Genomic DNA, 16,515 nt, shown 5'->3' with positions numbered 1-16,515 from the left:
TGAACAAAAATACAAATTACTAACGTTTATCCTACAGGTAATCGTATATTAAAAAATCTTCGGAATGTATATAATTAATCCTATTATAATTGCAGAAATAGCCGAAATAAAAACTGCACCAGCAGAGATGTCTTTAATAAAACCAATTTTTGCATGGTGTTCTGGATGAACAAAGTCTGCAATCTTTTCGATTGCGGTATTTAATCCTTCTACACTCATTATAATGCATATAGCCAAGATTTGAACAATCCATTCAGTAATATTAAGATTGAAATAAAACCCAGCAATAGTAACCAAAATGGCAATGACTAATTGAATCTGTATGCTAGCTTCTGTTTTTATTAGTAGAACAGCTCCTCTAAAAGCATAATTTATACTTTTAATTCTGTTTACCAAAAATTTTTCCTTTTTAGGCATTTTTCAAGGCGTCTAAAGCAGCTTGATAATTAGGTTCTTCAACAACTTCTTGAACTTGTTCGGTATATAAAACCTTACCATTTTGATCCAACACGATAATTGATCGGGCTAAAAGACCACGAATGGGTCCATCAATATATGTGAGGTTATAGTTGTCACCAAAATTCCCATTTCTAAAATCAGAAAGCGTTTCAACATTTTCAATACCTTCAGCACCACAAAATCTAGCCATTGCAAAAGGTAAGTCTTTAGAGATACAAAGTATTTTTACATTTGCAAGTTCACTTGCTTTTTTGTTAAATTCTCTAACCGATGCGGCACATGTACCTGTATCTATACTATGAAAAATATTCATAATTACTCTCGATCCTTTATAATCGTCAAGAGTAACATCTGATAAATTATCTTTTGATAGTTCAAAATTTGGAGCTTTACTTCCTACTGAAGGAAGATTACCTTTAGTGTTTATTGGGTTTCCTTTTAATGTAACAGTTGCCATATTTAAGTTTTTTATGTAAATGTAAAATTAACAATTAATTAGTCGTTAGTCCTCATAAATTTTATCAATTTTGATATAAAATATTAAAATATTTTTATAATGCATTTTGAGTAAGTAATTATTATTTTTATACAATTCGTAATTTAAAAAATAAAACTAAATATTTAACAGTATGAACAGTTCAACAAATGGAAAATGTCCTTTTATGCATGGTGCAAATACAGCTACTGAAAAGTCAGTTATGGATTGGTGGCCAAATGCATTAAATCTGGACATTTTACACCAACATGACACTAAAACAAATCCTTTAGGAGAAAAATTCAACTATCGAGAAGAATTAAAAAAATTAGATGTTGAAGCCTTGAAAAAAGATCTTCATGATTTAATGACAGATAGCCAAGATTGGTGGCCAGCAGATTGGGGTCACTATGGTGGTTTAATGATTCGTATGGCTTGGCACGTAGCTGGGACTTATAGAATTTCAGACGGTCGCGGAGGCGGCAGTACAGGGAATCAACGGTTTGCTCCATTAAACTCATGGCCAGACAATGGAAATTTGGATAAAGCTAGGAGATTGCTTTGGCCTATCAAAAAAAAATATGGTAATAAAGTAAGTTGGGCTGATCTTATGGTACTTGCTGGAAATATGGCTTATGAAAGTATGGGATTCAAAACCTTTGGCTTTGCATTTGGTAGAGAAGATATATGGCATCCAGAAAAAGATATTTATTGGGGAGCTGAAAAAGAATGGTTAGCTCCAAGTGATGAACGCTATGAAAATGTTGATAATCCAGCAACTATGGAAAATCCATTAGCAGCTGTACAAATGGGGTTAATTTATGTTAATCCAGAAGGTGTTAATGGAAATCCTGATCCTATCAAAACAGGCGCTCAAGTACGAGAAACTTTTAAGCGAATGGCTATGAATGATGAAGAGACCGTTGCTTTAACGGCAGGAGGTCATACAGTAGGAAAAGCTCATGGAAATGGAGATGCTGGTGCTTTGGGTCCTGAACCAGAAGGCGCTTCAGTTGAACATCAAGGATTTGGTTGGATAAACCCCAATGGTTCTGGAAAAGGCAGAGACTCTGTTACTAGTGGTTTGGAGGGAGCATGGACTACCTACCCAACACAATGGGATAATGGTTATTTTGAGATGCTATTTAATCATGAATGGGAATCCAGAAAAAGTCCAGCAGGAGCTTGGCAATGGGAACCAGTAAACATTAAAGAAGAAGATATGCCAGTAGATGTTGAAGATATGGTCACGCGAAAAAAGCCTATCATGACAGATGCTGATATGGCTATGAAAATGGATCCGATTTATAAAGAAATATCTCTAAAGTTTAAAGATGATTTTGAAGCCTTTTCAGATGCATTTGCACGTGCTTGGTTTAAGTTAACACATCGTGATATGGGCCCAAAAGATCGCTACTTTGGTCCTGATGTACCTCAAGAAGACTTGATTTGGCAAGACAGTGTCCCAAAAGGGAAGAAGGATTATGATGTTGAAGCGGTTAAAGAAAAGATTAAAGCTTCAGGTCTTTCCATTGCAGATATGGTTTCAACAGCTTGGGATAGTGCTCGTACCTTTAGAGGTTCAGACTATAGAGGAGGAGCTAATGGCGCGAGAATAAGACTTGTGCCACAAAAAAATTGGGAAGGTAATGAACCAGAAAGATTGTCAAAACTACTATCTGTACTTGAGCCTATTGCTGCTGAATTTGGAATTAGTGTTGCAGATACTATCGTATTAGCAGGAAATGTGGGTGTTGAAAAAGCTATTAAAAATGCAGGAATGAATGTTACTGTACCTTTTGCACCTGGACGTGGAGATGCTATTGATGAAATGACAGATGCAGAATCTTTTGAACCATTAGAACCACTTGCTGATGGTTATAGAAACTGGTTAAAGAAAGATTATGTGGTTAGTCCAGAAGAGTTGATGCTAGATCGTACACAATTAATGGGATTGACCGCACCAGAAATGACAGTTTTGGTTGGAGGTATGCGTGTCATGGGAGCTAATTATGGAGGAACAAAGCATGGCGTATTTACGGATAGGGAAGGTGCTCTTACCAATGATTTCTTTGTAAACCTAACAGATATGTCTAACTATTGGAAGCCAATAAATGGCATTTATGAAATTTGTGATCGCAAAACAGGTCAAACTAAATGGACTGCTACTAGAATTGATTTGGTATTTGGTTCGAATTCTATTTTAAGAGCTTACGCCGAAGTTTATGCTCAAGATGATAGTAAGGAAAAGTTTGTTAAAGACTTTGTAAGTGCTTGGGTAAAAGTGATGAATGCAGATCGGTTTGATTTGGATTAATTTTTATTTAAATATGGAATAAAAAAAAGCGCATTTAATATGCGCTTTTTTTATTGAAGTATATAATTTTCTAATCACTTTCAGGTGACATCATTTTATAAATAATACCAGCTAAAATGGCACCAACAATTGGAGCTAACCAGAAAAGCCATAATTGTTCGACTGCCCAACCACCAGCAAAAATAGCTTGACTCGTACTACGAGCAGGGTTTACCGATGTATTTGTAACAGGAATACTGATTAAATGAATTAAAGTTAAGCCTAATCCAATGCCTATACCAGCAAACCCTTTCGGTGCTTTTGAATGTGTAGCGCCTAATATGATAATTAAAAACATAAAAGTCATAACCACTTCTGTAACCAATGCAGACAACATACTATATCCGTCCGGTGAGTGCTCACCATAACCATTGGCTGCAAAACCACCAACTTGAAATCCAGATTTTCCAGTGGCAATAAGGTATAAAATACTAGCTCCAGCAATACCACCAAGTACTTGAGCTATAATATATGGTATAAGTTCTTTTTTGTCAAACCGACCTCCAATCCAAAGTCCGATGGATACAGCTGGATTAAGGTGACATCCAGAAATATGCCCAATGGCATAAGCCATAGTTAATACGGTAAGACCAAAAGCGATGGCAACACCTACAAATCCGATTCCTAATTCTGGGTAAGCCGCTGCTAAAACAGCACTTCCGCATCCTCCAAGAACTAACCATAAAGTTCCGATAAATTCCGCTACAAGTTTTTTCATAATTTTTTGTTTAGTTAGATTTTTTAAATTGTTAAGCTATATTATTCTTAATGAGAACTTTAACTAAGATAATCTTTTTTTGAAAAAACTAAATAGATCTGTAAAAACTATTTTTTTGCTAATAACCTAATCTTTATTCTGAATGCGGCAAATAATAGTGTGGTAAAAGGACTTAAGAAATTAAAAAAAGCGTACCCAGCGTAATGCAGAGTATCAACGCCCAGAACACCAGCTTGATAAGCTCCACATGTATTCCATGGAATTAACACAGATGTTACAGTACCAGAATCTTCAAGTGTTCTACTTAAGTTTTCTGGAGCAAGTCCTTTGTCTTCAAATGCTTTTTTAAACATCTTTCCTGGTATAACAATAGCTAAATATTGATCTGATGCAATAGTATTTAAACCTAAACAACTTATTACTGTACTAGCAAACAATCCAAAGATGCTTGACGCTACAGAAAGCAACTCTTTTGTAATTCTTGCTAAAGCGCCAATGGCATCCATAACACCACCAAAGACCATAGCACAGATGATTAAGAAAATGGTCCAAAGCATGCCTTGCATTCCACCAGATGAAAAAAGATCATTCAATTTTTCATTATCAGTAGAAATTTGAGTGTCAGTGAAAACAGATTGAACAACAGAACTTAATTTTGATGGTCCTAAATGCATCAGAACATCTGACTGTAAAATAAATGCGAAAACTGCAGCAAGTATGACACCAGTTCCTAAAGCTATAAGAGGTTTTGTCTTTAAAAGTATCAGAGCAATTACTGCTAAAGGCACAATAAATAACCAAGGTGAAATATGAAAAGTATGTTTGATAGAATACATTAAATTTGAAACATCGGCATCACCAGAAGTATTAATAGTAAAACTTATAATTGAGAATATAATAAGTGTTACAATATATGTTGGTACAGTTGTCATTGACATATATCTAATATGTGTAAACAAATCTGTTCCGGCCATAGCAGGTGCAAGGTTTGTGGTATCGCTTAAAGGCGACATTTTATCACCAAAATAAGCACCAGAAATTACGGCACCTGCAATCATTCCTGCATTAATACCAAGTGCACTACCAATACCTATTAAGGCTATACCAACGGTTGCAGAAGTTGTCCAAGAACTACCAGTAGCAATAGAAATTAATGAACAAATAATCACAGAAGCAGGTAGGAATATTTCTGGACTTAAAACTTTTAAACCATAATATACCATGGCTGGAATAACACCACTTACCAGCCATGTTCCAGCTAAAGCTCCAACTAAAAAAAGTATCATAATAGGAATAAAAACACTTTTTAAATTTTCTAGTATTTCGGTAAACATTCTGTAAAGCCTTACTTTATTTAAGATACCAACCATTGCGGCAATAACTCCACCAAGTAATAAGATAATTTGGTTTGTGTAAGCACCAAACCATTCTTGTCCTTCAACAAAAAAGATATTATAGGCCAACATAGCCATTAGAATGACAACTGGAATTAATGCTTCAAAAATATTAAGTTCCTTATTTTCAATAATGTGTTGTTCTCCAGCTTTAAATTCAGAAATGTTATTTTCGTCTTGCATATTGTGTTAATTGAGTTGTAATGTTACAATTTTGTATAGACCTTTGCAAATCGAAAGAACTATGTAGTCTAACAAACCTTTTATGGATTCTATTACTCAAATCGTGTTGGGAGCCGCATGTGGCGAAGCCGCTTTAGGAAAAAAAATTGGTAATAAAGCTATGCTTTTTGGTGCAATAGGTGGCACCATTCCAGATTTAGATGTCTTCGTTGGAAGTTGGTTGTACAATAATGAAATAGATATTATGCTATTCCACAGAGGCTTTATGCACTCTATTCTCTTTTCAGTATTGGGAGCCTTTTTGTTTGGTTGGATTGTGTTCAGATTGTATAATTCAGGAAAAAGGAAAAATACAACAACCTTAAAAGATTGGATTTGGCTTTTCTTTTTATCATTGTTTACACACCCTATTCTCGATTGTTTTACACCTTATGGTACACAACTATTTTCGCCTTTTACCAATTATAGAGTCGCCTTGAATAACATTGCAGTAGTTGATCCAGTCTACACAATTCCTTTTTTGTTGTGCTTAATCGTCATGATGTTTTTTAAACGAAATTCAAAAAATAGAAAACTATGCTTAAATTTAGGGTTGGGCATAAGTTCAGCATATATGATGTTTACATTAGGAAATAAGTTGTATATAGATTCGGTTTTTAAAAGATCTTTAAAAACTAAACATATTGAATATCAAAGATTTTATGCACAACCAACAATTTTTAATAATGTGTTGTGGTATGGTATTGCTGAAGGTGCAGACAATTATCATATAGCATATTATTCTTTATTAGATAATAGCGCTTATTTTTCAGATTGGTTTGAAATTCCTAAAGTGAGTGATTTGAATGAAAATGAGTTTGAGGATATTCAAAGATTGTCTTGGTTTAGCAATAATTATTTTAGTGTTTATAAAATTGGAGATAATTTGTATAGATATAACGATTTACGTTATCCATTAGCTGACTCCAATAATCCAAACTCTTCGGTCTTTAGCTTTATGCTTTATGAAGAAGGAGATAGGTTGAATATGAAACCTTTTGAACGCAATGAAGAAGATCCTTCAAAAGTACTTTCTTCATTATGGGAAAGATTAAAAGGAAAAGATTAAATATTTCTTCAAACTTAAATTGACGGAACTTCTTTTTCAAAAACATTAAGTTTTTCCATGCATCTGCACATCATTTGGTAGGTACGCTCTATATCGGCATCCAAACCAACAGAAAAACGAATTAACCCATCACTCAATCCCATTTGCTCTTGTTCTTCTTCAGGAATTTCGGAAGACGTTGATGTGCCTGGTGCTGAAAATAAGGTTTTATAAAAACCTAAACTTACAGCTAAATAGCCTAGGTTTTCATTTTGCATGAGTTCCATCAATTGGTTTGCTTTTTCAATTGAGCCAACGTCAATAGTTAGCATGCCTCCAAAGCCATATTGGTGGTTCATCATACTTTTAAAAAGTTGGTGTGAAGGATGAGATTTTAAACCAGGATAAACTGTTTTCAATCCATCAGCTTCAAATTTTACTGCCAGATATAAGGCATTTTTGCTATGTTGCTGCATTCTTACATGCAATGTTCTTAAGTTTTTCAATACTGAAGCAGAACGAAAACTATCCATTGTGGAGCCTAATAACATACAAGCACCATCGTTTACATTTCGTAGATCATTTATAAATTCTTGTGTACCACATATTACACCAGCAACGGTATCTGAAGCTCCATTAATAAATTTTGTAAGGCTATGTACTACAATGTCTGCTCCCAATTTTGCAGGAGATATACTCAAAGGAGAAAAGGTATTATCTACCACAAGTTTGAGATTATGTTCTTTTGCTATTCTGGTCAGGCCTTTAATATCTGCAACTTCTAAAAGCGGATTGCTAACAGATTCACAAAAAATTACTTTTGTGTTTTTGGTAATTGAAGTTTCAACGAGATCTAAATTTGTAATATCTACAAATGAGGTTTCGATATTAAACCTTGGCGTGAAATTTTTCAAGAAGGCGTATGTGCCTCCGTAAATTGTTCGACTAGAAATCACATGATCTCCAGCACCGCAAAGCTGTAGTAAAACGGCTGTGATTGCTCCCATACCAGAAGCAGTTACATTTGCTGTTTCTGTGCCTTCCATTGCGGCTAAAGCTTCACCTAAATATAGGTTTGAAGGTGACGAGTGACGTGAATACAAATAACAACCATCTGCATTGCCTTCAAAAGTGTCAAACATAGTTTTTGCCGAAAGAAAGGTATAGGTTGATGAATCTGAAATGGAAGGATTTACGCCGCCAAATTCTCCAAAATATTGTAAGTCTTGAATGTTGTTTGCTGGTTTAAAAGCCATAGTTTGAGATTTATTTGATATTACAAAATACGATATATTTAGACAATAAATCAATAGATAATTAATTATTTAGAAAATAAATCTATTATTTTATAATATTATAGTTATATTTATTTTATATATTAAAATATATTTAATGTTTCAGAATATTTTTCATTATGGCTTTTGATACAACCGATAAAAAATTACTAGAATTACTTCAACAGGACTGTAAGCAAACCAATAAAGAGCTTTCAAATAAATTGAATCTGTCTGTAACGGCAGTTTATGAACGCATAAGGAAATTAGAACGTGAAGCGGTGATTGATCGCTATGTGGCATTGGTTAAAAAAGAAAAGATTAATAAATCATTTGTGGTCTTTTGCCATATTAAGCTGGTGCAACATTCACAAGACTACGTCATGAAATTTGAAAGGGAAGTTGCCAAACTAGATGAAGTTTTAGAATGTTATCATATTAGTGGAGATTATGATTATTTGCTGAAAGTTTTGGTTACAGATATGGAAGCCTTTAGAGAATTCATGGTAAAAAAATTAACGAATATTGACCATATTGGAAGTACACATAGTATGTTTGTAATAAATGAAGTAAAACATACAACAGGAATTACTATTGAATGATGAAATCTGTCTCCTATAAATTGATCGAGTTTTTTATTGCTTTTGTCATAGTGCCTGCAAGCTTTGCCCTTAATTTTGATTGGAAAATAAAAGTTGGTATTGGATTGGTAGGTTTTATATATATCGTTTTTGTTCTATTAAGGATAGAGAAAAAAGCATTCAAAATTAATCCAAATTTAAATTGGAAGCAATTTTGGAAAACGACATTGTTCAAGTTTATTGGTATAGCCGTATTAACCTTTTTATATGTGTTGTTTTTTGATAGGTCAAATCTTTTTTCAGTTGTTGTCAATAAGCCCAAATTATGGATAATCATTCTTTTTATTTATACTTTTCTTTCTGTTTACCCTCAAGAACTTATTTATAGAACCTTCTTTTTTGAACGTTATCAAAAATTATTTTCTAGCTCAAACCTGTTCATATTTATTAATGCCATTGTTTTTTCATTAGGTCATATATTCTTTAAAAACACATTGGTCATTATTCTTACTTTTATTGGAGGATTGCTTTTTGCTTTAACCTATAATCAATCAAAATCAACTTTATTGGTGTCTATAGAGCATGTCATATACGGCTGTTGGTTGTTTACTGTTGGTATGGGCGACATGCTTGGTTTTCCATCATAAAGTTTAACATAAAGCAATGTTAAACCATAAGGTTATTTCAAATTTGCGCTTTACCTTTTTTCAAAATTAATCCATTATGAAACGTAATCAGTTTATCAAAACAATTGGTATCGGTTCTTTATTAATACCAACAGTTCCGCTATATTCTTTTAACAAAATTCAAGAAGATCCTCAATTGGATAAAGCACTGGTTCAAGAGTTTGTTGGTAAATCCCATAGTAATCCAGATCGCGTCAAGGAATTATTAGCAGAACATCCAACACTGTTAAATGCAGCACATGACTGGAAACATGGAGATTTTGAAACTGGACTGGGTGCAGCAAGTCATGTTGGAAACAAAGAACTTGTGCAGTACTTTTTAGACCAAGGCGCACAGGCTAATATTTTTACTGCCGCTTTATTTGGAAGAATGGACATTATTAAACCTATGTTAGATTTTTCGCCGAGTATTCTTCACTCAAAAGGACCACATGGTTTTACATTATTACATCATGCCGAAAGAGGAGGAAACGAGTCACTAGAAGTCAAGGAATATTTATTAACTCTTGGCTTAAAGGAATCAAAAATTGCGTTATATTAAGTCGTCATTTTTTTATTGCCTTCCCATAAAACATTTGTATTTTTGTGTTCGATTTTAAAAGAACTACAAAAAAATCTTATATGAATTCATACGATGTAGCCATTATTGGCTCTGGACCTGGAGGTTATGTGGCAGCTATTCGATGCGCCCAACTAGGAATGAAAACCGCAATTATTGAAAAATATGCAACACTAGGAGGTACTTGTTTAAATGTTGGCTGTATTCCAAGTAAAGCACTTTTAGATTCTTCACATCATTACGAAGATGCTGTAAAGCATTTCGAAGAACATGGTATTGAAATTCCAGGTGACATTAAAGTGAATTTGGAAAAAATGATCGCTAGAAAACAGGCAGTTGTAGATCAAACTACAGGAGGTATTGATTTCTTGATGAAAAAAAATAAGATTGATGTTTATCATGGATTAGGCTCTTTTAAAGATGCTACTCACATTGTAATTAAAGGTGAAAAGGAAGAAGAAATAGAAGCAAAAAACACCATTATAGCAACAGGAAGTAAACCATCGAATTTACCGTTTATTAAGTTGGATAAAGAGCGAGTCATCACGTCTACAGAAGCTCTAAAACTTAAAGAAATACCAAAACATTTAATAGTTATTGGTGGTGGTGTTATAGGTTTAGAATTAGGACAAGTCTACAAGCGTTTAGGAGCCGATGTTACCGTGGTAGAGTTTATGGATAGGATTATACCAACTATGGATTCAGGCTTATCTAAAGAGCTGAACAAAGTTTTAAAGAAGCAAAAATTCTCAATAAACGCGTCTCATAAAGTAAAATCTGTAGAGCGAAAAGGTGATGAGGTTATTGTTAAAGCAGATAACAAAAAAGGCGAAGAAGTAGAGTTTAAAGGTGATTATTGCTTGGTTTCAGTTGGTCGTCGTCCATATACATATGGTTTAAATGCTGAAGCCGCAGGAGTTAAATTAAATGACAAAGAACAAGTAGAAGTAAACGAACATTTGCAAACAAGTGCTTCAAATATTTATGCAATAGGTGATGTTGTAAAAGGTGCAATGTTAGCACATAAAGCCGAAGAAGAAGGTGTTTTTGTTGCCGAAACTTTAGCTGGACAAAAACCGCATATAGATTATAATTTAATTCCAGGCGTAGTTTACACATGGCCTGAAGTTGCTGCTGTTGGTAAAACAGAAGAAGAATTAAAAGAAGCAGGAGTAGAGTATAAAACTGGACAATTCCCGATGCGTGCATTAGGAAGAAGCAGAGCCAGTATGGATTTGGATGGTTTTGTAAAAATCCTAGCCGATAAAACAACAGATGAAATACTTGGCGTACATATGATAGGAGCTCGTGCAGCCGATATGATTGCTGAAGCTGTAGTAGCAATGGAATACAGGGCATCTGCAGAAGATGTATCACGTATGTCTCATGCTCATCCAACCTTTACAGAAGCTATTAAAGAAGCTGCATTGGCAGCAACAGAAGATAGAGCATTGCATGTATAATTAAGAAGTTTAAAGAAAATTAAAAAAAAAGCGAACCAATCGTTTCGCTTTTTTTTGCATAAAACCTTAATATTTATTACTTTAGGTTTTCTCTTACAAGAACTGACAGTTTTGTAGCACATATTTGCAGTCCCAAAAGTTTCCATGTTCACACAATTTTATGTGATGATCGTCTTGTGTTGTGTTGTTTTTTAAATCTTAAATAATCAATCAATGAAAACAAAATTACTTTTTATTTTACTATTAGCTTTTAGCTTAAATATTTTGTATTCACAAACTACGCCTATTTCAGATCCGATTTTTGAACAAGCTTTAATTGATCTAACAATTGACACAAATGGTTTGAATGGAAATATCTTAAATTCAGATGCTAGTATAGTTACTTCTTTAGATGTAGGCGGATTAGGAATTACTAATTTATCTGGAATAGAAGCTTTTACTTCTTTACAAACTTTAAGTTGTGATAATAATAATATTGTTATGTTGGATTTAAGAAGTAATACTAATCTTACTCATGTTTACTGTTATTATAATTCACTTACAAGTTTATTATTGCCTAATTCAAACACTTTAGAACAGCTAGAATTTTACAACAATTTTCTAACTAGCATAGATTTAACTCCTTATAGCAATCTAACGTTTTTAAGATCCTATAATAATCCAACTCTTGGGAGTTTAGATGTTTCAGATAGTCCAAACTTACAGTATTTGTATTGCCAAAATAACGGTTTAAATTCATTAGATGTAAGCCAAAACCCTAATTTAGAAATTTTAGATTGTTACAATAATAATTTAATGACTTTAGATGTGAGCAATAACTTGGCTCTTTGGCGTTTGTGGTGCCAAGATAATAATATTGATGTGCTAGATGTTGAGCAAAACGTTTTATTACAAACGCTTTATTGCTACTTAAATGATATGACATCACTTTCTTTGCCAACAACGGTTACTCTTACTAATTTAAGATGTCAAGCTAATGATTTACCTTCATTAGACGCAAGTGGATTAACAGGTTTACAAAATTTGCGATGTTTTAATAATCCTAATATGACTACCCTTCTTTTACCACCTACCAATTCACTTACTTATGTAGATTGTGATACTACAGATATAAGTACTTTAGATGCCAGTAGTTTAATGAACCTTAATTATCTTGATGTTTATTATTGTTATTCGCTAACTAATTTAATGCTTCCACCAACAACAGCTCTAGAAACACTTTGGGCGTATTCGACTGGTTTGTCTGATTTAGATTTTACAAGCAATACTGGGCTTTTAACACTGGACATTGCAAATGGAAATTTTACAAGCATAGATGTAAGTATGTTGGACAACTTATTATATTTCTGGTGTAATCAAAGTGATAATTTAACAAGCCTAAACTTAAAGAATGGTAACAATCACAATATGCCTACTATGAATTCCCAACAAAGCCCTTTACTTGCATGTATTGAAGTAGATAATCCAGCATTAGCGGAGACTTATGGAGGTTGGACGATAGATAACTGGACCGATTATATGGTTACGTGTCCGCCATTAAGTACAGATAAATTTAACTTGTCTAGTATATCAATTTATCCAAACCCAACAAAAGATGTTTTTGAAATTAACATGATGATTGATGCAGATTACAAGCTTATTAGTCTTCAAGGGCAACAGATATTAGAAGGTACATTTAAACAAGGTTTGAATACATTGGATGTTTCAACTGTCTCGAATGGTATATATTTATTGAATTTTAAAAATGATTTAGGTAGCTTCTCTAAAAAGTTGGTTAAGAACTAGTTGAAAAAATAAACTTCATAATTTAACGTTCTATTAACATATTTTGTATATTAAGGGTGTCTAACTAACACTCAACAATTATGAAATATGTATTATTACTGATATTTGTCTTTATTGGCAATATATGCCTTTCTCAAAATGTGAGAATCCCTGATGAGAATTTTGAAAAAGCACTTATCGATTTGGGTATTGATAGTGATGAAGAAGTAAATGGTTTGGTTTTAAAATCTGATGTGCAATCTGTTATTTCACTTGATGTATCAAATCAGGGTATTAGGGACTTAACAGGAATAGAAGAATTTTCATCACTCATTTATTTAAATTGCAGAGGAAATGATCTTAAAAGGTTGGATTTAAGACATAATATCTCTGTAATGAAAGTATCAAGTAGCACGAATGATATTATGAAACATACAAGCTATAATAACGCTATAGTTATGTATGATAAGTTTTATTAAAACAAATCATTCAATACTTTAGCCAGTCTTATACCAGCTATTTGTAATTGTGACCTAACAGTATCAAAATGCAGATAGGAGTAGCGATACCTTAAATTTTCATCTGGTTCTACAGAAGCGTATACTTTTTTTGTGATTTTATGTGTTTCGTTTACCCAATCTATTACAGAGCCTTGCTGTATTGCCTTTATCTGTACTTTACTTAACACATCAGCATTTTCGGCTAACTCATTATAACTCATACCAAAGCTATCTATCATTTTTCTATCCCAAACCGAATGTAAATTGGTGTCTTCATAAAACCATTGTAGTTTAAAGTCGTTACCTCCTTTATCTTCGACCAATCCTATGTGCATCGGTTGGTGTAAATCGCCAATTAAATGAATCAATAGTTTTAAATAAAAGGCCTTATCGTCGTCACTCGAATTTTTATCTTTAATTATTTTTTTACAATATTTAATACCAGTTACTAAATCGCCATTTGGATTTTTTTCAGAATCTTCATAATTAGACTCTAAAGGCATATTTATATAATGCCAAGTGTAAAATTCGTTATAGCGTCTGTCAGATTTTATTTCGTCTGCAAAGGTTGATACAAAAGCTAAAGATTTATTTTTTAGCAAGCGTTTAATTTGTCGTTTAGTTTTTCCTTTTAAATATTGATCTGCAATTTCACCTACAACCCGATGTCCGGTTGAACTCCAATCATCTTCTGCATGTATGTTATGAAGATTAAAAAGGAATATCGTTACAAGAAGAATTATTTTTTTATTCATATTAGTCCATAATTTGTATGCTAAGGTATAAATTATACTTGTTAAATATAAAAATACTGCGTTAATAAAGACATAAATTAATTCACTTGCTTATGCTATGTTTAATTCGGTTATTTGTGTTTTATTTTCCCATTGCGAACTAGTAATAAACATAATATTAAAAACGTTGAACTATTCAAAAAACAATTGTTGTTTTGGAGTCAACAATTTGATGATGTGGTTTGGTTAGATTCCAACAACTTCAACCAAAAATTTTCAAATTACGATGCCGTACTAGCAGTTGATGCGTTTACGAGCATTCAAAGTGACTTTTATAAGGCTTTTGATGATTTAAAAGAGTATCAGAATACTACAAAAGATTGGATTTTTGGTTACTTATCCTATGATTTAAAGAACGATGTTGAAGATTTGCAATCCAATAACTTTGATGGACTTCAATTTCCTGATTTGTATTTTTTTCAACCGAAAAAACTGTTTTTATTAAAGGAAAATGTTATTGAAACTTTATATGTAAATACAGTTGAAGATGAATTAGAAGAAGATTTAAAAAATGTTCATAAAATAAAGAATTGTCTCTTTGAGCGCAGTCGAAAGGTTATAAACAATCCAATAAAAATTAAACTACGAATTCATAAAGATGAATACTTTGAGAAAATAGAAAAAATGCAATCTCATATACATCGAGGAGATATCTATGAAGCGAATTTTTGCCAGGAATTCTATGCAGAAGATACCAGTATTAATCCTTTTGAAACCTATCAAAAGCTAAATTCAATTTCTAATCCTCCATTTGCAACGTTTTTAAAATGTCATGACAAATATGTTTTATCGGCTTCATTGGAACGGTACCTTAAAAAAGAAGAAAATAAAGTTATTTCCCAACCTATTAAAGGTACTGCAAAGCGTTCAGAAAGTGTCACTGAAGATGAACATTTAAAACAATCCTTACAAGCCGATGAAAAGGAGAAAAGTGAGAATATCATGATAGTGGACCTGGTTCGTAACGATTTGTCTAAATTGGCCAATAAAGGTACTGTTAGAGTTGAGGAGCTTTGTAAAGTGTATTCCTTTAAGCAGGTCCATCAAATGATATCTACTATTGTTGCAGAGATTAAATATGAAGTAAACCCAATAGATATATTGAAGGCAACTTTCCCAATGGGAAGTATGACAGGAGCTCCAAAAATTTCTGCAATGAAAATCATTGAAAACCTCGAGGAAACCAAAAGAGGCGTATATTCTGGAGCAATTGGTTATTTTTCGCCAAAAGGTGATTTTGATTTTAATGTGGTGATAAGGAGCATTTTATATAACAAAACAAATCAGTATGTTTCCTATACTGTTGGTGGAGCAATTACTGCAAAAAGCGACCCATTAAAAGAGTATGAAGAATGCTTGGTAAAAGCGAAAGCAATGCGAACTGTTTTAGAAAATTAATTATGCAAGATACATTTATATTTAAGCTTTATGATACCGATCTTTTTGGTCAATATTGGCAACCAGAAATTACTAAAAAAGTTATTGTTCTGGTTCATGGTATGGTAGAATACGCTTCCAGATTTGAAGAATCGGTGATTAAGCATTTAATAAAAAATAAAATTGCAGTTATAGCGTTCGATCAGTTTGGTCATGGTAGAACAAGAGGAAAACGTGGTCATTGTCCAAGTTATAAAGCACTTCTAGAGTCAGTTGAATTTGTAATAGAAAAGGCAAAGAAACTATTTCCTAACAAACCTATAGTTCTTTATGGACATAGTATGGGCGGAAATCTGGTAATTAATTATGTATTGAGACAAAACCATAATGTAATTGGTGTTATAGCAACAAGTCCGTTTTTAAGATTAGCCTTCGAACCTCCAAAATGGAAAGTAACTTTAGGCGAGCTTTTGCTTAAAATTTGGCCTTCTCTTACATTGCCAAGTGAGTTGGAAGTTGAAGCAATTTCTAGGGATATAAATGAAATTGAAAAATATAAAAATGATGCTTTAGTGCATGATAAAATAAGTGCAATGTTTGCTTTTCCAGTCATTGAAGCTGGAGAATGGGCTATTGAAAACGCCAATAAACTTGATGTGCCAATGTTAATTCTACATGGTACTGGAGATAGAATTACAAGTCATAAAGGTTCTGAAATTTTTAGTGCAAAAACAGGTAATGCTAGTTTAAAGCTATTTAAAGATGGTTATCACGAGTTGCACCATGATTTATGCCGAGATGAGTTTATAGAAACGGTTTTAAATTGGTTAAACAAAGTGTAAATT

15 protein-coding genes and 1 pseudogene are annotated in these 16,515 nt (G+C 32.9%); 10 read left to right on the top strand and 6 right to left on the bottom strand.

Features of this window, described 5'->3' with window-relative positions; genetic code table 11:
* Window positions 1-48: 48 nt before the first annotated feature.
* Both AAFP94_RS09010 and tpx read right to left on the bottom strand, forming a co-directional pair.
* Window positions 49-417 carry a diacylglycerol kinase gene (locus AAFP94_RS09010; RefSeq protein ID WP_316662281.1) on the bottom strand — a complete coding sequence of 123 codons (369 nt, stop codon included), beginning with the start codon at window positions 415-417 and terminating at the stop codon, window positions 49-51.
* Window positions 410-916, bottom strand: coding sequence for a thiol peroxidase (gene tpx / locus AAFP94_RS09005; protein WP_316662280.1), 507 nt, complete (start codon window positions 914-916; stop codon window positions 410-412). Before tpx ends, AAFP94_RS09010 begins: the two co-directional genes overlap by 8 nt.
* 172 nt (window positions 917-1,088) lie before the next feature.
* Between tpx and katG the strand changes: the two genes are divergently transcribed.
* On the top strand, window positions 1,089-3,251 hold the full coding sequence (gene katG / locus AAFP94_RS09000) for a catalase/peroxidase HPI (RefSeq protein ID WP_316662279.1): 2,163 nt from the start codon (window positions 1,089-1,091) through the stop codon (window positions 3,249-3,251).
* Window positions 3,252-3,321: 70 nt separating this feature from the next.
* Here katG and aqpZ read toward each other — a convergent pair.
* A pseudogene (aqpZ, locus tag AAFP94_RS08995) lies at window positions 3,322-4,014 on the bottom strand (aquaporin Z); the annotation flags it as partial.
* Window positions 4,015-4,115: 101 nt separating this feature from the next.
* Window positions 4,116-5,585 (bottom strand): Na+/H+ antiporter NhaC, encoded by a 1,470-nt coding sequence (gene nhaC, locus AAFP94_RS08990; RefSeq protein WP_316662278.1) that lies wholly within the window; start codon window positions 5,583-5,585, stop codon window positions 4,116-4,118.
* Window positions 5,586-5,667: 82 nt separating this feature from the next.
* Here nhaC and AAFP94_RS08985 point away from each other — a divergent pair, with 82 nt between their 5' ends.
* Complete coding sequence (locus AAFP94_RS08985; RefSeq protein WP_316662277.1) at window positions 5,668-6,693, top strand: metal-dependent hydrolase; 1,026 nt, start codon at window positions 5,668-5,670, stop codon at window positions 6,691-6,693.
* Between the two features lie 14 nt (window positions 6,694-6,707).
* On the opposite strand, the gene AAFP94_RS08980 is transcribed toward AAFP94_RS08985, so the two are convergent.
* The gene (locus tag AAFP94_RS08980; protein ID WP_316662276.1) at window positions 6,708-7,928 is read right to left on the bottom strand and encodes an aminotransferase class I/II-fold pyridoxal phosphate-dependent enzyme; all 1,221 of its coding nucleotides are present in this window, start codon (window positions 7,926-7,928) and stop codon (window positions 6,708-6,710) included.
* A gap of 158 nt (window positions 7,929-8,086) precedes the next feature.
* Between AAFP94_RS08980 and AAFP94_RS08975 the strand changes: the two genes are divergently transcribed.
* From AAFP94_RS08975 to AAFP94_RS08950, 6 genes are all read left to right on the top strand, one after another.
* Window positions 8,087-8,548: an Lrp/AsnC family transcriptional regulator gene (locus tag AAFP94_RS08975; RefSeq protein ID WP_316662274.1), complete on the top strand. Its 462-nt coding sequence runs from the start codon at window positions 8,087-8,089 to the stop codon at window positions 8,546-8,548.
* Complete coding sequence (locus AAFP94_RS08970; protein ID WP_316662272.1) at window positions 8,545-9,174, top strand: CPBP family intramembrane glutamic endopeptidase; 630 nt, start codon at window positions 8,545-8,547, stop codon at window positions 9,172-9,174. Before AAFP94_RS08975 ends, AAFP94_RS08970 begins: the two co-directional genes overlap by 4 nt.
* Window positions 9,175-9,250: 76 nt before the next feature.
* Entirely contained in the window at window positions 9,251-9,754 is a 504-nt protein-coding gene (locus AAFP94_RS08965) for a hypothetical protein (RefSeq protein ID WP_316662271.1), read from the top strand.
* Window positions 9,755-9,834: 80 nt separating this feature from the next.
* Complete coding sequence (lpdA, locus tag AAFP94_RS08960; RefSeq protein ID WP_316662270.1) at window positions 9,835-11,235, top strand: dihydrolipoyl dehydrogenase; 1,401 nt, start codon at window positions 9,835-9,837, stop codon at window positions 11,233-11,235.
* A gap of 213 nt (window positions 11,236-11,448) precedes the next feature.
* Window positions 11,449-13,020: a T9SS type A sorting domain-containing protein gene (locus AAFP94_RS08955; protein WP_316662269.1), complete on the top strand. Its 1,572-nt coding sequence runs from the start codon at window positions 11,449-11,451 to the stop codon at window positions 13,018-13,020.
* An 80-nt stretch (window positions 13,021-13,100) separates the two neighbouring features.
* Window positions 13,101-13,478 carry a hypothetical protein gene (locus tag AAFP94_RS08950; RefSeq protein ID WP_316662267.1) on the top strand — a complete coding sequence of 126 codons (378 nt, stop codon included), beginning with the start codon at window positions 13,101-13,103 and terminating at the stop codon, window positions 13,476-13,478.
* Here AAFP94_RS08950 and AAFP94_RS08945 read toward each other — a convergent pair.
* Complete coding sequence (locus tag AAFP94_RS08945) at window positions 13,475-14,254, bottom strand: S1/P1 nuclease (protein WP_316662265.1); 780 nt, start codon at window positions 14,252-14,254, stop codon at window positions 13,475-13,477. The genes AAFP94_RS08950 and AAFP94_RS08945 overlap by 4 nt on opposite strands.
* A 132-nt stretch (window positions 14,255-14,386) precedes the next feature.
* On the opposite strand from AAFP94_RS08945, the gene pabB reads away from it, so the two are divergent.
* Both pabB and AAFP94_RS08935 read left to right on the top strand, forming a co-directional pair.
* The gene (gene pabB, locus AAFP94_RS08940; RefSeq protein WP_316662389.1) at window positions 14,387-15,691 is read left to right on the top strand and encodes an aminodeoxychorismate synthase component I; all 1,305 of its coding nucleotides are present in this window, start codon (window positions 14,387-14,389) and stop codon (window positions 15,689-15,691) included.
* Window positions 15,692-15,693: 2 nt separating this feature from the next.
* Window positions 15,694-16,512 (top strand): alpha/beta hydrolase, encoded by an 819-nt coding sequence (locus tag AAFP94_RS08935; RefSeq protein ID WP_316662263.1) that lies wholly within the window; start codon window positions 15,694-15,696, stop codon window positions 16,510-16,512.
* The last annotated feature ends 3 nt before the right edge of the window (window positions 16,513-16,515 follow it).

Origin of the sequence: Gilvirhabdus luticola (assembly GCF_040117515.1) — a bacterium.
Taxonomy (GTDB): Bacteria; Bacteroidota; Bacteroidia; order Flavobacteriales; family Flavobacteriaceae; genus Gilvirhabdus; species Gilvirhabdus luticola.
The sequence above is the reverse complement of the archived record's forward strand: the minus strand, read 5'-3'. Positions and strand labels throughout refer to the sequence as shown.

Bases quoted from the DNA above. Each gene is read 5' to 3' on its own strand.
- AAFP94_RS08945 (WP_316662265.1), bottom strand. From the start codon at position 14,254: ATGAATAAAAAAATAATTCTTCTTGTAACGATATTCCTTTTTAATCTT.
- AAFP94_RS08950 (WP_316662267.1), top strand. From the start codon at position 13,101: ATGAAATATGTATTATTACTGATATTTGTCTTTATTGGCAATATATGC.
- AAFP94_RS08935 (WP_316662263.1), top strand. From the start codon at position 15,694: ATGCAAGATACATTTATATTTAAGCTTTATGATACCGATCTTTTTGGT.
- AAFP94_RS08975 (WP_316662274.1), top strand. From the start codon at position 8,087: ATGGCTTTTGATACAACCGATAAAAAATTACTAGAATTACTTCAACAG.
- AAFP94_RS09010 (WP_316662281.1), bottom strand. From the start codon at position 417: ATGCCTAAAAAGGAAAAATTTTTGGTAAACAGAATTAAAAGTATAAAT.
- AAFP94_RS08985 (WP_316662277.1), top strand. From the start codon at position 5,668: ATGGATTCTATTACTCAAATCGTGTTGGGAGCCGCATGTGGCGAAGCC.
- AAFP94_RS08955 (WP_316662269.1), top strand. From the start codon at position 11,449: ATGAAAACAAAATTACTTTTTATTTTACTATTAGCTTTTAGCTTAAAT.
- tpx (WP_316662280.1), bottom strand. From the start codon at position 916: ATGGCAACTGTTACATTAAAAGGAAACCCAATAAACACTAAAGGTAAT.
- nhaC (WP_316662278.1), bottom strand. From the start codon at position 5,585: ATGCAAGACGAAAATAACATTTCTGAATTTAAAGCTGGAGAACAACAC.
- AAFP94_RS08965 (WP_316662271.1), top strand. From the start codon at position 9,251: ATGAAACGTAATCAGTTTATCAAAACAATTGGTATCGGTTCTTTATTA.
- AAFP94_RS08980 (WP_316662276.1), bottom strand. From the start codon at position 7,928: ATGGCTTTTAAACCAGCAAACAACATTCAAGACTTACAATATTTTGGA.
- lpdA (WP_316662270.1), top strand. From the start codon at position 9,835: ATGAATTCATACGATGTAGCCATTATTGGCTCTGGACCTGGAGGTTAT.
- katG (WP_316662279.1), top strand. From the start codon at position 1,089: ATGAACAGTTCAACAAATGGAAAATGTCCTTTTATGCATGGTGCAAAT.
- AAFP94_RS08970 (WP_316662272.1), top strand. From the start codon at position 8,545: ATGATGAAATCTGTCTCCTATAAATTGATCGAGTTTTTTATTGCTTTT.